A 12,976-nucleotide genomic window follows, 5' to 3' on the forward strand; every position below is an offset into this window, starting at 1 on the left:
GGCCGAGCCCGTCGACGGCGCCCGTCACGGGGTGACCGCCTCCTGACGGGGCCGACGCCCCTCCCGGTCGGGTGGACAGAGTCCCGACCGGGGCCGCGTGCCGCAGGCGCGCACCTCGCCTTGAACCGTGCAGCGTCATATGGCGGACGCTCACCGAAAGGAAACCACCAGTGCTGATCGCACAGCGCCCCACCTTGACCGAAGAGGTCATCTCGGAGAACCGTTCGCGCTTCTCCATCGAGCCGCTGGAGCCGGGCTTCGGTTACACGCTCGGCAACTCGCTGCGTCGCACGCTGCTGTCGTCCATCCCGGGCGCGGCGGTCACCTCCATCCGCATCGACGGTGTGCTCCACGAGTTCACCACCGTGCCGGGTGTGAAGGAGGACGTCACCGAGATCATCCTCAACATCAAGAACCTCGTCGTCTCCTCGGAGAACGACGAGCCCGTCGTGATGTACCTGCGCAAGCAGGGTGCTGGTGCGGTCACCGCGGCGGACATCGTGCCGCCCGCGGGTGTCGAGGTCCACAACCCCGACCTCCACATCGCCACGCTCAACGACAAGGGCAAGCTCGAGATCGAGCTGACCGTCGAGCGCGGCCGTGGGTACGTCTCGGCGTCGCAGAACAAGTCGTTCGACGCCGAGATCGGCCGGATCCCGGTCGACTCGATCTACTCGCCCGTCCTCAAGGTGACCTACAAGGTCGAGGCGACGCGTGTCGAGCAGCGGACGGACTTCGACAAGCTGGTCGTGGACGTCGAGACGAAGCCGGCGATCTCGCCGCGCGACGCGCTCGCGTCGGCCGGCAAGACGCTCGTCGAGCTCTTCGGGCTGGCCCGTGAGCTCAACGTCGAGGCGGAGGGCATCGAGATCGGCCCGTCGCCGACGGACGCGGCTCTCGCCGCGGACCTGGCGCTGCCGATCGAGGAGCTCAACCTCACGATCCGCTCGTACAACTGCCTCAAGCGCGAGGGCATCCACCAGGTGGGCGAGCTCGTCGCACGCAGCGAGGCGGACCTGCTGGACATCCGCAACTTCGGTGCGAAGTCCATCAACGAGGTGAAGGAGAAGCTCGCCGAGCTCGGCCTGTCCCTCAAGGACTCGCCGCTCGACTTCGACCCGTCGGCCGCCGCGTACTACGAGGGCGACGACGACGAGGCGACGTTCTCGGACACCGAGCAGCAGTACTGAGCCTGCGGCTCTAGACACCTCAGCGCGTCCGGGTCCGCACCTGCGGCGCGACAACTTCCCAAGGAGCACATCCCATGCCTACCCCCGCCAAGGGCCCCCGGCTCGGCAGTGGTCCGGCTCACGAGCGCCTGATGCTCGCGAACCTGTCCACCCAGCTCTTCGAGCACGGCCGGATCACGACCACCGAGACCAAGGCGAAGCGCCTGCGTCCGGTCGCCGAGCGCCTCATCACGTTCGCCAAGCGTGGCGACCTGCACGCCCGTCGTCGCGTCCTGCGCGTCGTGCGCGACAAGTCCGTGGTGCACACGCTGTTCACCGAGATCGCCCCGCAGATGGCGGAGCGTGAGGGTGGCTACACGCGCATCACGAAGGTCGGCACGCGCAAGGGCGACAACGCGCCCCTCGCGGTCATCGAGCTCGTGACCGAGCCCGTCAGCCCGAAGCAGGCCGTAGTCCGCGAGGCGGAGAAGGCTGCGGAGAAGGCGAGCAAGAAGGCCGACAAGCCGGCCGCGAAGGCGGACACGGTCGAGGACGCGCCCGTCGAGGACGCTCCCGCCGCCGTCGAGGACGCTCCCGCCGAGGACGTCCAGGACGCGCCCGTCGAGGACGCCGCGGAGGAGAAGAAGGAGGCCTGAGCCTCCTCCTCGCCGCGCGAGCACCGCTCGTGACGCAGGGCCCGGGACCGCACGGTCCCGGGCCCTGTGTCGTCCGCAGGCTCCAGCCCGCCCATCATGTGGTTACCGCCCGTCCGGTCGCTCCGACGGGCGGCAACCGCATGCTCGGCGGGTGGGGGTGAGCCGTCGCGCGCGGGGGAGCGGCGCGTCCTAGGGTCGTGCCGTGACCTCTCCCGAGATCGGGCGGCCCGGGTGGCCGCCCGTGGTCCTGGTGCACGGCTCGCGCACGTCGCGCTCGATGTGGCGGGCACAGCTCGACGCGCTGCGACGCGCGGGGGTCGACGCCCTCGCCGTCGACCTGCCCGGTCACGGCGCCCGGCGCGGCGAGGCGTTCACGCTCGACGGCGCGGTCGAGGCGGTCGTGGACGGTGTCGACGCGGTGGGCGGACGCGCGCTCGTCGTCGGTCTCTCGCTCGGGGGGTACGTCGCGATCGAGACGCGCGCGCGGCACCCGGAGCGCGTCGTCGGGCTCGTCGCGGCCGCGTGCTCGACGCCGCCCGCGACGCGCCTGCGCGGCGGCTGGCTCCTCCTGGCCCGGGGCATCGAGCGGCTGCCCGACGGCGGCGCGGGCCTCAACCAGGCGCTCGTCGACCGGGCGCTGACGCCGCAGGCCGCGGCGGACCTCGCCGCGGGCGGCTTCGCGCTCGACGTCATGAGCGCGATCCTGCGCGAGGTCGGCGCGGTCGACCCGGTCGTGGCCCTGGGGGCCGCGGCGACGCCCGTGTGGCTCGTGAACGGCCGGTGGGACCACTTCCGTCTCGGGGAGCGCGCCTTCGCCGAGGCGTCTCGCCGTGGGGGCGCTCCCGTGCGGCTCGTGGTCGTCCCGGGGGCGCGGCACCTCGTGAGCCTCGACGCCCCGGTGGCGTTCAACCGCGTGCTGCTCGACGCGCACCGCACGGTCGCGCAGGCCGCACCGCCCGCGCCGGACGGCGGCACGGCACCTCCGGCGCGCGCGGGCCTCCCCGTGGGCGGCTGAGCGCGGTCACGCGGGCGGCAGGTCCCATGCGCGCGCCCCGCCGACGAGCGCCGCGGAGTTCGGCACGACGACGACGTCGTCACCGAGGCGGTCGAGGACGCTCGGCGTGATCCGCCGCGAGTTCCCGCCCCCGAGGTAGAGCCGGTCCCACCAGAACACGGGTCGCAGGCCCTCGACGACGGCGAGCACGCGCCGTGACCACAGGCCGTCGCCCAGGCGGCGACGCTCCGGCTCGCCGACGTACTGGTCGTACGTGGTGCCGCGGCGCACCGGGGCGTGGGACCACTCGAGGTGCGGGGCGAGCCGCCCGCCGTGGAACAGCGCGGAGCCGAGCCCCGTGCCGAGGGTGAGCACGAGCTCGAGACCGGACGCGGCGACGACCCCCGCACCGTGCACCTCCGCGTCGTTGAGGACGAGCGCGGGCACCCCGAGCCGGCGCGAGACGGCCGCCTGCACGTCGAAGCTCGTCCACGCCGCGAGGAGCGCCGGGTCGACGCGCGAGCGCGGGCCGCTGCGTGTCACGTAGTGGGGCGTGTGGACGACGACGCCGCGCCGCAGCATGCCCGGCATGCCGACGGTGACGCGGTCCGCCGGGGGCAGCGACGCGGCGATGTCGGCGATCGTCTCGACGAGGAGCTCGGGGGGCAGCGGGTAGGGCGTGGGGACCCGCACCGCCGTCGCGTGCGCCGTGCCCGAGGCGTCGAGGACGTTCGCCTTGATCCCGCTGCCGCCGCAGTCGACGGCGAGCGTGCGGACGTCTGCGTGGTCGCCGGTCATGGGCGGCAGCGTAGGCACGACGGCGCGCGGACCGCACGACCGGGCGACTACGGTGAACTCCCGTGAGCGACGCCCCGACCCCCGACGCAGCGCGGCCCGACGCACCCTCCGGCGCACCGGACGTCGCGGCATCCGGCCCCACGCCGCCCGGGCGACCGGACGCCCGGCCGAGCACCCGACCGGACGGGGAGGGCGACGACGTCGTGCGCGTCCGGCTGGACCTCGCCTACCAGGGCACGGCGTTCGCCGGGTGGGCGCGGCAGCCGGGCCTGCGGACGGTGCAGGGGGCGGTCGAGGACGGGCTCGCGACGCTCCTGCGCGGTCCCGCGCCGCGCCTCACCGTCGCCGGGCGCACGGACGCGGGTGTGCACGCGCGGGGCCAGGTCGCGCACGTCGACCTGGAGCGGGCGCAGTGGGAGGCGCTGCCGGGCCGCTCGGACCGCGCGCCGGGGGACGCGCTCGTCGCGCGGCTGGGGGGCGTGCTGCCGGGCGACGTCGTCGTACGGCGGGCCGCGCCGGCCCCGGACGGCTTCGACGCGCGCTTCTCGGCGCTGCACCGCGCGTACACGTACCGGATCGCGGACGACCCGGTCCTGCGCGACCCGCTGCGCCGCGAGTGGGTGCTGTGGACGCGCCGCCCGCTCGACGTCGCGGCGATGGACGCTGCGGTGCGTCCGCTGCTCGGGGTGCGCGACTTCGCCGCGTTCTGCAAGCCGCGTCCCGGCGCGACGACGATCCGCGAGCTGCAGCACCTGTCGTGGTCGCGGCCCGCGGACGGGCCGGACGCGGGGCTCGTCGTGGCGCACGTCCGCGCGGACGCGTTCTGCCACAACATGGTGCGCGCGCTCGTCGGCGCGTCGCTCGCGGTCGGGGAGGGGCGGCGCGACGTCGACTGGCCGGCGGACCTGCTCGCGAGCCGGAGGCGGGACGCCGGGGCGGGCGTCGTGCCCGCGCACGGGCTCGTGCTCGAGGAGGTCACCTACCCGCCGGACGCCGAGCTCGCCGCGCGGGCCGACCGCGTCCGCGCCGTGCGCAACGAGGAGGACGTCTGGGACGACCGGACCGGACCCGGCGCGGGCTGAGGCCGGTCCGGGCGGCGCGGCCGCCCGGACCGGCGGCGGCTCAGGGCTCCTCGACGACGTGGACCGCGGCCTCCTCGGCCCCGGCCGCGCCCCCGGAGATGCCCTCGTCGTCGGCGTACGTGTCGTTCTGGCGCCCGTCGAGCGCGTCGGGGTCCGCGACGAGCCGACCGGCCCGGTTCGGGTCGGTGCGCTCGGTGCCCTCGCGCTCCCACTCGTCGGGCTCCTCCTCGGCGAGGCGCTGGTCGAGCGTCTCGCCGTGCACCTCCTCCCACGGGGTCTCGCCGAAGTGGTTCGTGCGCGGCCGGTCGGGCGGGGAGTAGCCCTCGTCGAGCACGTCGTCCACCCCGCGGTCCAGGAGCGTGTCCTCCGCCTGGAGCTGGTCGTTGTCGCCCTCGGCGCCTGTCTCCGGGTCCGGGCTCGTGCCGGTCGTGTCTTCGCTCATGCGTCCACGGTCGCACCTCGCGCCGACCGACGCAGCATGTGCGGCATGACCTGCACGGACGTGCCGCGAGCGCTACCGTGGGAGGGGTCGTGCCGCCGTCGTTCGGCCGGACGAGCCCGGGCCCGCCGCTCGCGCGGGACCCTCCAGACCGCGCCCGGTCGCCGGGCGCGCCCGACGACGAGGACGACCATGGCCGGCATCGACGACATCATCTCCAGCATCCCGCTCGACCAGCTCGCCGGGCGGCTCGGCGTCGACGAGGCGACGGCGCAGCAGGCCGTGGGGGCGGCGCTCCCCGCGCTGCTCGGGGGCCTGCAGGCGAACGCGCAGGACCCGGCCGGTGCGGCGTCGCTCGGCGAGGCGATCACGCAGCACGACCCGTCGCTCGTCGAGGGCGGCGTCGACCTCGACGCGGTCGACACCGCGGACGGCGAGAAGATCGTGCGCCACGTCTTCGGGTCGAACGAGGAGGCCGTCGTCGCGCAGCTCGCGGACTCCACGGGCGCAGGGCAGAACCTGATGCAGAAGGTCCTGCCCGCGCTCGCGCCGATCGCGCTGGCGTTCCTCGCGAAGCAGCTCGGCGGCAAGGAGCAGACGTCGGCCACGGCCCCGCAGGGCGGCGGGGGCCCGGGCGACGTGCTCGGTGGCCTGCTGGGCGGCGGCTCCGGCGGCGGTATCGGGGACCTCCTGGGCGGTCTGGGCGGCCTCCTCGGGGGCGGCCGGCGCTGACCCGGCCCGGCGCGTGAGGGGTCGCCCCGGTCGCGGGCGCGGCCGGGGGTGCGCGCAAACCGCGTGACCGGGGCGGCTCGCGCGGGGGACCATGTGCCTCGTGGGACACCTCGACCTCAGCGACGTCACGTATCACCTGCCCGACGGGCGCACCCTGCTCGACGGCGTGAGCATGCGCGTCGCCGACGGCGCGCGGGTCGCGCTCGTCGGGCCGAACGGCGTGGGCAAGTCGACGCTCCTGCGCATCGTCACGGGAGACGTCGCTCCGCACGGCGGCTCCGTCGCGCGCAGCGGCGGCCTGGGCGTCATGCGGCAGGACGTCGGGCGCATCGACGACGACCGCACGGTGCGCGACCTGCTCGTCGAGCTCGCACCGACGGCCGTGCGCGAGGCCGCGCTCGAGCTCGCGGCGGCGGAGCACGACATCATGACGGTCGACGACGAGCCGGCCCAGCTGCGGTACGCGCAGGCGCTCGTTGACTGGGCCGACGTGGGCGGGTACGACGCCGAGGCCGGGTGGGACGAGGTCACCCACGAGGTGCTGTCGGTCCCGTTCGAGAAGGCGCAGTGGCGCGACGTGCGCACGCTGTCCGGCGGCGAGCAGAAGCGCCTCGCGCTCACCGCGCTGCTGCGCGGGCCGGAGGAGGTGCTGCTGCTCGACGAGCCGGACAACCACCTCGACGTGCCGACCAAGCGCTGGCTCGAGGAGCGCCTCGTCGCGTCGCCCAAGACGGTCCTGTTCGTCTCCCACGACCGCGAGCTCCTCGCGCGCACGGCGACGCAGGTCGCGACGCTCGAGCCGACGCCGGGCGGCGGCACGGTGTGGGTGCACGGCGGCGGCTTCGCGACCTACGCGCAGGCGCGTGCCGACCGTCGCGACCGGCTCGCGGAGCTCGCGCGCCGCTGGGACGAGGAGCACGCGAAGCTCACCGAGCTCGTGCGCACGCTCAAGACGAAGGCCGCGTTCAACGACGGCCTCGCGAGCCGCTACCAGGCAGCCCGCACGCGCCTGCGCAAGTTCGAGGAGGCGGGCCGGCCCGAGGTGGTCGCGCGCGACCAGAACGTGACCGTGCGGCTCACGGGCGGGCGGACGGCCAAGCGCGCGGTGACGTGCGAGCGGCTCGAGCTCACGGGGCTCATGAAGCCGTTCGACGTCGAGGTGTTCTTCGGCGAGCGCGTCGCGGTGCTCGGCTCGAACGGCTCGGGCAAGTCGCACTTCCTGCGCCTGCTGGCCGCGGGCGGGAGCGACCCGGAGCCCGGCACCGTGCACGACGGCGCGGCGCCGGACCCGGTGGCGCACACGGGCCGCGCGGTGCTCGGCTCGCGCGTGCGCCCGGGCTGGTTCGCGCAGAACCACGACCACCCCGAGCTGCGGGGGCGCACGCTCCTGGAGATCCTCCACCGCGGCGAGGGCCACCGGGCGGGCAGGGGGCGCGAGGACGCGAGCCGCGCGCTCGACCGGTACGAGCTCGTGGGGCAGGCGGAGCAGCGCTTCGAGACGCTCTCGGGCGGGCAGCAGGCGCGCTTCCAGATCCTCCTGCTCGAGCTCGACGGCGCGACGCTGCTGCTCCTCGACGAGCCGACGGACAACCTCGACCTGCACTCGGCCGAGGCGCTCGAGGCGGGTCTCGCGGCCTTCCAGGGCACGGTGCTCGCCGTGACCCACGACCGGTGGTTCGCGCGCGGGTTCGACCGCTTCCTCGTGTTCGGTGCGGACGGCGAGGTCGTCGAGGCGCCCGAGCCCGTGTGGGAGGTCGAGCGCGTCCGCCGCGCACGGTAGCCGTCCCTATCCTGGTGGGCATGGCCGTCCACAAGATCGTGCTCTTCTACGCCTTCACGCCCCTGCCGGACCCGCGCGCGGTCCAGCTGTGGCAGCAGGCGCTGGGGGAGCGCTGGAACCTCACGGGCCGCGTGATCGTGTCCGAGCACGGCATCAACGCGACGCTCGGCGGGACGGTCGAGGACCTCAAGCAGTACGTGAAGACGACGCGGCGGTACCCGGGGTTCGAGGGGGTCGACGTGAAGTGGTCGGACGGCACGGGTCGCGACTTCCCGCGCCTGTCCGTCAAGGTGCGGCCCGAGCTCGTGGCGTTCGGCGTCCCGGACGAGATCGCGGTCGACGAGCACGGTGTGGTCGGCGGCGGGGAGCGGCTGAGCCCGCAGGCGCTGCACGACCTCGTCGACGAGCGCGGCGACGACGTCGTGATGTTCGACGGGCGCAACGCGTTCGAGGCGGCGATCGGCCGCTTCCGGGGCGCGGTGGTGCCGGACGTCGCGACGACGCGGGACTTCGTCGCCGAGTCGACTCGGGGCGGTACGACGACCTCAAGCAGCGCCCGGTCGTCACGTACTGCACGGGCGGCGTGCGGTGCGAGGTGCTCTCCGCGCTGCTGCGCGCCCGCGGGTTCGAGGAGGTGTACCAGCTCGACGGCGGCGTCGTGCGGTACGGCGAGGTGTTCGGCTCGCAGGGGCTGTGGGAGGGCTCGCTCTACGTGTTCGACGAGCGCATGCACGTCGAGCTGGGCCCGGGGTCGACCCCGCTCGGCGCGTGCACCCGGTGCGGCGCCGCGACCGCGAAGTACGAGAACTGCGCCGACCCGAGCTGTCGGACGCTGCGGCTGTACTGCCCGGACTGCGTCCACGTCGCGCGGTCGACGCGCTGCGAGCAGTGCGTGCGCGAGCGCCCGGCCGCTTTGACCGGTGGCCTGCCTCGCGGGTAGTCTGTTGAGTCGTTGTGCTCACCTCACGACACCCGTGTCGCTAGCGCGCCCACTCGCTGCCGGCCAAGGAGCGGGTGCCGAACGAGCCCGCCGCGCAACGACCTGCCCTCTCGGCCGCCTGCTTCAGCGGTCGAAGAAGACATCCTGAGACAGAAACGAAGGCTACGACCGTGCGTACGTACACCCCGAAGCCCGGCGACGTCCAGCGCGACTGGTACGTCATCGACGCGACCGACGTCGTCCTGGGCCGCCTGGCCAGCCACGTGGCCACCCTGCTGCGCGGCAAGCACAAGCCGACCTTCGCTCCGCACGTCGACGGCGGTGACTTCGTCATCGTCATCAACGCCGGCAAGGTCGCCCTGAGCGGCAACAAGCGCGAGCAGAAGATGGCCTACAACCACTCCGGGTACCCGGGTGGTCTGCGTGCCGTCCCCTACGGCGACCTGCTCGAGAAGCACCCCGAGCGTGCTGTGGAGCGGGCCGTGCGCGGCATGCTCCCCAAGACCACCCTCGGTCGCGCCCAGTTCGGCAAGCTCAAGGTCTACGCGGGTGCCGAGCACCCGCACGCCGCGCAGCAGCCGAAGCCGTTCGAGATCACCCAGGTCGCGCAGTAATCGCCGCCCAGGCGTAGCGCACAGAGAGACGCGAGGACACCACCCGTGGCCGAGACCACCGTCGACACCGACACCCTGGGCGACGAGACGCCCAGCACCTACACCTCCGAGTCCGCCGCCCCCACGGGCCGCGGCCAGAGCATCACCGCCCCCGGCCAGGCCCTGGGCCGCCGCAAGGAGGCCGTGGCGCGCGTGCGCCTCGTCCCCGGGACGGGGCAGTGGAAGATCAACGGGCGCGAGCTCGAGGAGTACTTCCCGAACAAGGTTCACCAGCAGCTCGTGAACTCCCCGCTCAAGCTGGTCGACGTCGAGGGTCGCTTCGACGTCATCGCCCGCATCAGCGGCGGCGGCACGTCCGGCCAGGCCGGCGCGCTGCGCCTCGGCATCGCTCGCGCGCTCAACGCGATCGACGCCGAGAACAACCGCCCCGCGCTGAAGAAGGCCGGCTTCCTCACTCGCGACGCCCGCGTCGTCGAGCGCAAGAAGGCCGGTCTCAAGAAGGCCCGCAAGGCACCGCAGTACTCCAAGCGCTGATCCGCGCTGTGCGATCGTCGGCCCCGGTGGACCTCGTCCGCCGGGGCCGACGGCGTTTGTGAGGAGCGGTGACCAACGCCCGTCAGGAGCGGGCGACGGCAGGCGGTCGTACGGTCGGCACACGGCCGGATCGAGGGGAAGGACTTCCATGGGACGGCTTTTCGGCACCGACGGGGTGCGCGGTCTCGCGAACGGCAACGTGACGGGCGAGCTCGCGCTCGACCTCGGTGTCGCGGCGGCGCGCGTGCTCGCGAGCGGGCAGGAGGAGGGGCACCGGCCGCGCGCGGTCGTCGGCCGGGACACGCGCGTGTCCGGCGAGTTCCTCGGTGCGGCGCTCAACGCCGGCCTCGCGAGCGCTGGCGTCGACGTCAAGGACGTGGGAGTCCTGCCGACGCCGGCGGTCGCCTACCTGACGAGCACCATGGACGTCGACTTCGGCGTCGTGATCTCGGCGTCCCACAACCCGATGCAGGACAACGGGATCAAGTTCCTCGCGCGCGGCGGCGTCAAGCTCGACGACGCGGTCGAGGACCGCATCGAGAGTCTGCTCGGGCAGGAGTGGGAGCGCCCGACGCACGGCACCGTCGGGCGGATCTCGTCCGACTCGGGGCGCGCCGGCGGCGCGTACGTCGAGCACCTCATGGCGAGCATCGGGGCGGACGAGGACCACAAGCCGCTCGCGGGCCTGCGGATCGCGGTCGACTGCGCCAACGGCGCCGCGAGCGACGTCGGCCCCGTGGCGCTGCGCGCGGCCGGCGCGGACGTCGTCGTCATCAACGCCAGCCCCGACGGCCGCAACATCAACGCGGCGTGCGGCTCGAACCACCCCGAGCAGCTCCAGGCCGTCGTCGTCGCGTCGGAGGCCGACTTCGGCGTCGCGTTCGACGGCGACGCCGACCGCTGCATCGCCGTCGACCACGGCGGGACCGTCGTGGACGGCGACCAGATCATGGGCGTCCTCGCCCTCGCGCTCAAGGACGAGGGCGCGCTCCCGCACGACACGCTCGTCGTGACGGTCATGAGCAACCTCGGCCTCCTGCTCGCGATGCGCGACGCGGGCATCACCACCGTCCAGACGGCCGTCGGCGACCGGTACGTGCTCGAGGAGATGCGCGCCCACGGGTACGGGCTCGGCGGCGAGCAGTCGGGGCACATCGTCATGTCGCGCTACGCGACGACGGGCGACGGCGTGCTCACCGCTCTCCAGCTCGCGTCGCGCGTGCGCGTCACGGGCCAGAAGCTCGCCGACCTCGCGGGCGTCGTGCAGCGTCTCCCGCAGACGCTCGTCAACGTCCCCGGCGTGGACAAGACGCGCGCGTCCACCGACGAGGCGCTCCTCGCGGCGGTCGCCGCGGCGGAGCGGACCCTCGGCGAGACGGGCCGCGTGCTGCTGCGCCCGTCCGGCACCGAGCCGCTCGTGCGCGTCATGGTCGAGGCGGCCACCCAGCAGCAGGCGGACGCGGTCGCGGGCGAGCTCGCGGGCGTCGTGCGCGACCGGCTCGCGCTGTGAGCGCGGCCGGTCGGACGACGGGTCGGGAGGCCGGCGCGGGCGTGCGCCAGGGCGTCGACGAGGGCCTGCGCGACCACGTGCGCGCGCTCCTGGACACCTACGACGACGGCGTGCTGCCCATCGTGCAGGCCGGGCACCCGGTGCTGCGCACGCCCGCGGTCCCGTACGCGGGCCAGCTCGGCGACGTGCTGCCCCGCTTCCTGGAGGCGATGCGCGCGACCATGCACGCGGCGCCGGGCGTGGGCCTCGCCGCGCCGCAGGTCGGGATCGGCCTGGCGCTCGCCGTCGTCGAGGACCCGGGGTCCCCGGACGCCGACGACGAGCGCGAGCGACCCCCGCTCGCGTACCGGGTGCTCGTCAACCCCCGCTACGAGGCCGTCGGCGACGAGACGCGGACCTTCTTCGAGGGCTGCCTGTCCGTGCACGGCTGGCAGGCGGAGCGCACGCGCGCCCGCAGCGTGCGGCTCACGGGCCAGGACGAGGCGGGCCGGCCGTTCGACGACGTGCTGACCGGCTGGCCGGCGCGCATCGTGCAGCACGAGACGGACCACCTGCGCGGTGAGCTCTACGTCGACGCCGCCGACCTGCGGACCCTCGCGTCGACGCTCGGCGTGGCACGTCTGCCCGGCGACGTGCGGTAGGTGCCCGGGCGGTTGCGCAGCGCTGGTCCTGACGACGTACCCCCCGGAGGAAAGTCGTCCGTCCGGATGACGACGCCGCACCGGCTGCGGGAGAAGACTCGTCGTCGTGCGCGGCGCTGCCGGGCGGGAATCCCCGGGGGTGAACCGGGGGTTTCCCTGATGGTCGACGTCGTCGCGCTCCGTAGGCTTGTCGTGGTGCAGGACGCCCGACCTGCCGCCGCCGCCCGCCTGGCCTCCCCGCCAGCCGACGAACGAGGACGCCGTTGCCCGACGCCGTGTCGACCTTCCTGGAGAACCTGGAGACCTGGGTCCTCGCCCTCGCGGCGTCCGCGTGGATCTATCCCGCGCTGTTCGGCTTCGCGACGATCGACGGGTTCTTCCCGCCGATCCCCAGCGAGTCCGTGGTCATCACGCTCGCCGTGTCCGCGCACGCCACGGGTGAGCCGAACCTCCTCCTCGTGCTGCTCGTCGCGGCGCTCGGGGCGTGGACCGGCGACCAGATCGCGTTCGCGATCGGTCGGGCGATCGGCACGGATCGGGTCCGCCTCCTCCGCACGGCCCGGGGTCGCAAGGCCGTCGCGTGGGCGGAACGCGCCCTCGCGCACCGCGGCGCGTCGTTCATCCTCGCCGCGCGCTACATCCCGGTGGGGCGCGTCGCGGTGAACATGACCGCCGGGGCGGTCGGCTACCCGCGGCGCCGCTTCATGGCGTTCTCCGGCATCGCGGCCGTGACGTGGTCGCTGTACTCGGTGCTCATCGGCCTCGTCGCCGCGCAGTGGCTGGGCCACGAGCCGCTCCTCGCGATGGTCGTGGGCGTCGTGCTCGGCATCGCGACCGGCTTCGTCATCGACCGGGTCCTCATCATGCGCGCGCGCCGGCGCGGCGAGCTCCCCGTGGACGTCCCCGCGGCCCCCGCGGCGGGCGACGACGCCGTCGTGCGTGACGAGCCCGGCACGTCCGGCCCCCAGGGCGCGTCCCCGGCGTCCGCCGACCCCGCCCGGGCCGACGACGACGCGCCGGCCGGGGCGTCGACGCCCGGCGCGTCGCCGTCGAGCAGCACGGGCGCGGCGCCGCGCGCGTCCTGACC

The 12,976-nt window shown here is 74.4% G+C and carries 13 protein-coding genes and 1 pseudogene; 12 read left to right on the forward strand and 2 right to left on the reverse strand.

Annotated elements, in window-relative coordinates; genetic code table 11:
- Nucleotides 1-170: 170 nt before the first annotated feature.
- From GJV82_RS04325 to GJV82_RS04335, 3 genes are all read left to right on the forward strand, one after another.
- Nucleotides 171-1,190: a DNA-directed RNA polymerase subunit alpha gene (locus GJV82_RS04325; RefSeq protein WP_024840327.1), complete on the forward strand. Its 1,020-nt coding sequence runs from the start codon at nucleotides 171-173 to the stop codon at nucleotides 1,188-1,190.
- Nucleotides 1,191-1,264: 74 nt separating this feature from the next.
- A complete protein-coding gene (rplQ, locus tag GJV82_RS04330; protein ID WP_024840328.1) occupies nucleotides 1,265-1,825 on the forward strand; it encodes a 50S ribosomal protein L17 in 561 nt (186 codons plus the stop codon).
- Nucleotides 1,826-2,027: 202 nt separating this feature from the next.
- Nucleotides 2,028-2,840: an alpha/beta fold hydrolase gene (locus GJV82_RS04335; RefSeq protein WP_231492826.1), complete on the forward strand. Its 813-nt coding sequence runs from the start codon at nucleotides 2,028-2,030 to the stop codon at nucleotides 2,838-2,840.
- 6 nt (nucleotides 2,841-2,846) lie between these two features.
- Here the strand turns inward: GJV82_RS04335 and GJV82_RS04340 are convergent, their stop codons facing one another.
- Nucleotides 2,847-3,617, reverse strand: coding sequence for an ROK family protein (locus tag GJV82_RS04340; protein WP_155098357.1), 771 nt, complete (start codon nucleotides 3,615-3,617; stop codon nucleotides 2,847-2,849).
- Between the two features lie 203 nt (nucleotides 3,618-3,820).
- On the opposite strand from GJV82_RS04340, the gene truA reads away from it, so the two are divergent.
- On the forward strand, nucleotides 3,821-4,699 hold the full coding sequence (truA, locus tag GJV82_RS04345) for a tRNA pseudouridine(38-40) synthase TruA (RefSeq protein WP_318657278.1): 879 nt from the start codon (nucleotides 3,821-3,823) through the stop codon (nucleotides 4,697-4,699).
- Between the two features lie 40 nt (nucleotides 4,700-4,739).
- Here truA and GJV82_RS04350 read toward each other — a convergent pair whose 3' ends face one another.
- The gene (locus GJV82_RS04350) at nucleotides 4,740-5,141 is read right to left on the reverse strand and encodes a DUF5709 domain-containing protein (protein WP_115942071.1); all 402 of its coding nucleotides are present in this window, start codon (nucleotides 5,139-5,141) and stop codon (nucleotides 4,740-4,742) included.
- A 189-nt stretch (nucleotides 5,142-5,330) separates the two neighbouring features.
- On the opposite strand from GJV82_RS04350, the gene GJV82_RS04355 reads away from it, so the two are divergent.
- The 8 genes and pseudogenes from GJV82_RS04355 to GJV82_RS04390 all read left to right on the forward strand — a co-directional run bounded on the left by GJV82_RS04355 (nucleotide 5,331) and on the right by GJV82_RS04390 (nucleotide 12,974).
- Nucleotides 5,331-5,870 (forward strand): DUF937 domain-containing protein, encoded by a 540-nt coding sequence (locus GJV82_RS04355; RefSeq protein ID WP_155098358.1) that lies wholly within the window; start codon nucleotides 5,331-5,333, stop codon nucleotides 5,868-5,870.
- Between the two features lie 100 nt (nucleotides 5,871-5,970).
- Nucleotides 5,971-7,650 carry an ABC-F family ATP-binding cassette domain-containing protein gene (locus GJV82_RS04360; RefSeq protein ID WP_318657258.1) on the forward strand — a complete coding sequence of 560 codons (1,680 nt, stop codon included), beginning with the start codon at nucleotides 5,971-5,973 and terminating at the stop codon, nucleotides 7,648-7,650.
- Between the two features lie 20 nt (nucleotides 7,651-7,670).
- Nucleotides 7,671-8,590 (forward strand): annotated as a pseudogene (gene trhO, locus GJV82_RS04365) (oxygen-dependent tRNA uridine(34) hydroxylase TrhO).
- Between the two features lie 170 nt (nucleotides 8,591-8,760).
- Nucleotides 8,761-9,204, forward strand: coding sequence for a 50S ribosomal protein L13 (gene rplM / locus GJV82_RS04370; protein WP_318657259.1), 444 nt, complete (start codon nucleotides 8,761-8,763; stop codon nucleotides 9,202-9,204).
- Nucleotides 9,205-9,249: 45 nt separating this feature from the next.
- Nucleotides 9,250-9,738: a 30S ribosomal protein S9 gene (rpsI, locus tag GJV82_RS04375; protein ID WP_162289855.1), complete on the forward strand. Its 489-nt coding sequence runs from the start codon at nucleotides 9,250-9,252 to the stop codon at nucleotides 9,736-9,738.
- Between the two features lie 148 nt (nucleotides 9,739-9,886).
- Nucleotides 9,887-11,248: a phosphoglucosamine mutase gene (gene glmM, locus GJV82_RS04380; protein ID WP_155098361.1), complete on the forward strand. Its 1,362-nt coding sequence runs from the start codon at nucleotides 9,887-9,889 to the stop codon at nucleotides 11,246-11,248.
- Nucleotides 11,245-11,889, forward strand: a complete 645-nt coding sequence (locus GJV82_RS04385; RefSeq protein ID WP_404812920.1) for a peptide deformylase — start codon at nucleotides 11,245-11,247, stop codon at nucleotides 11,887-11,889. Before glmM ends, GJV82_RS04385 begins: the two co-directional genes overlap by 4 nt.
- 263 nt (nucleotides 11,890-12,152) lie before the next feature.
- A complete protein-coding gene (locus GJV82_RS04390) occupies nucleotides 12,153-12,974 on the forward strand; it encodes a DedA family protein (protein WP_155098362.1) in 822 nt (273 codons plus the stop codon).
- Nucleotides 12,975-12,976 lie beyond the last annotated feature (2 nt).

It is taken from the genome of Cellulosimicrobium composti (assembly GCF_009711085.1).
GTDB classification, from domain to species: domain Bacteria; phylum Actinomycetota; class Actinomycetes; order Actinomycetales; family Cellulomonadaceae; genus Cellulosimicrobium; species Cellulosimicrobium composti.

Bases quoted from the DNA above. Each gene is read 5' to 3' on its own strand.
- glmM (WP_155098361.1), top strand. From the start codon at position 9,887: ATGGGACGGCTTTTCGGCACCGACGGGGTGCGCGGTCTCGCGAACGGC.
- GJV82_RS04340 (WP_155098357.1), bottom strand. From the start codon at position 3,617: ATGACCGGCGACCACGCAGACGTCCGCACGCTCGCCGTCGACTGCGGC.
- rplQ (WP_024840328.1), top strand. From the start codon at position 1,265: ATGCCTACCCCCGCCAAGGGCCCCCGGCTCGGCAGTGGTCCGGCTCAC.
- GJV82_RS04355 (WP_155098358.1), top strand. From the start codon at position 5,331: ATGGCCGGCATCGACGACATCATCTCCAGCATCCCGCTCGACCAGCTC.
- GJV82_RS04350 (WP_115942071.1), bottom strand. From the start codon at position 5,141: ATGAGCGAAGACACGACCGGCACGAGCCCGGACCCGGAGACAGGCGCC.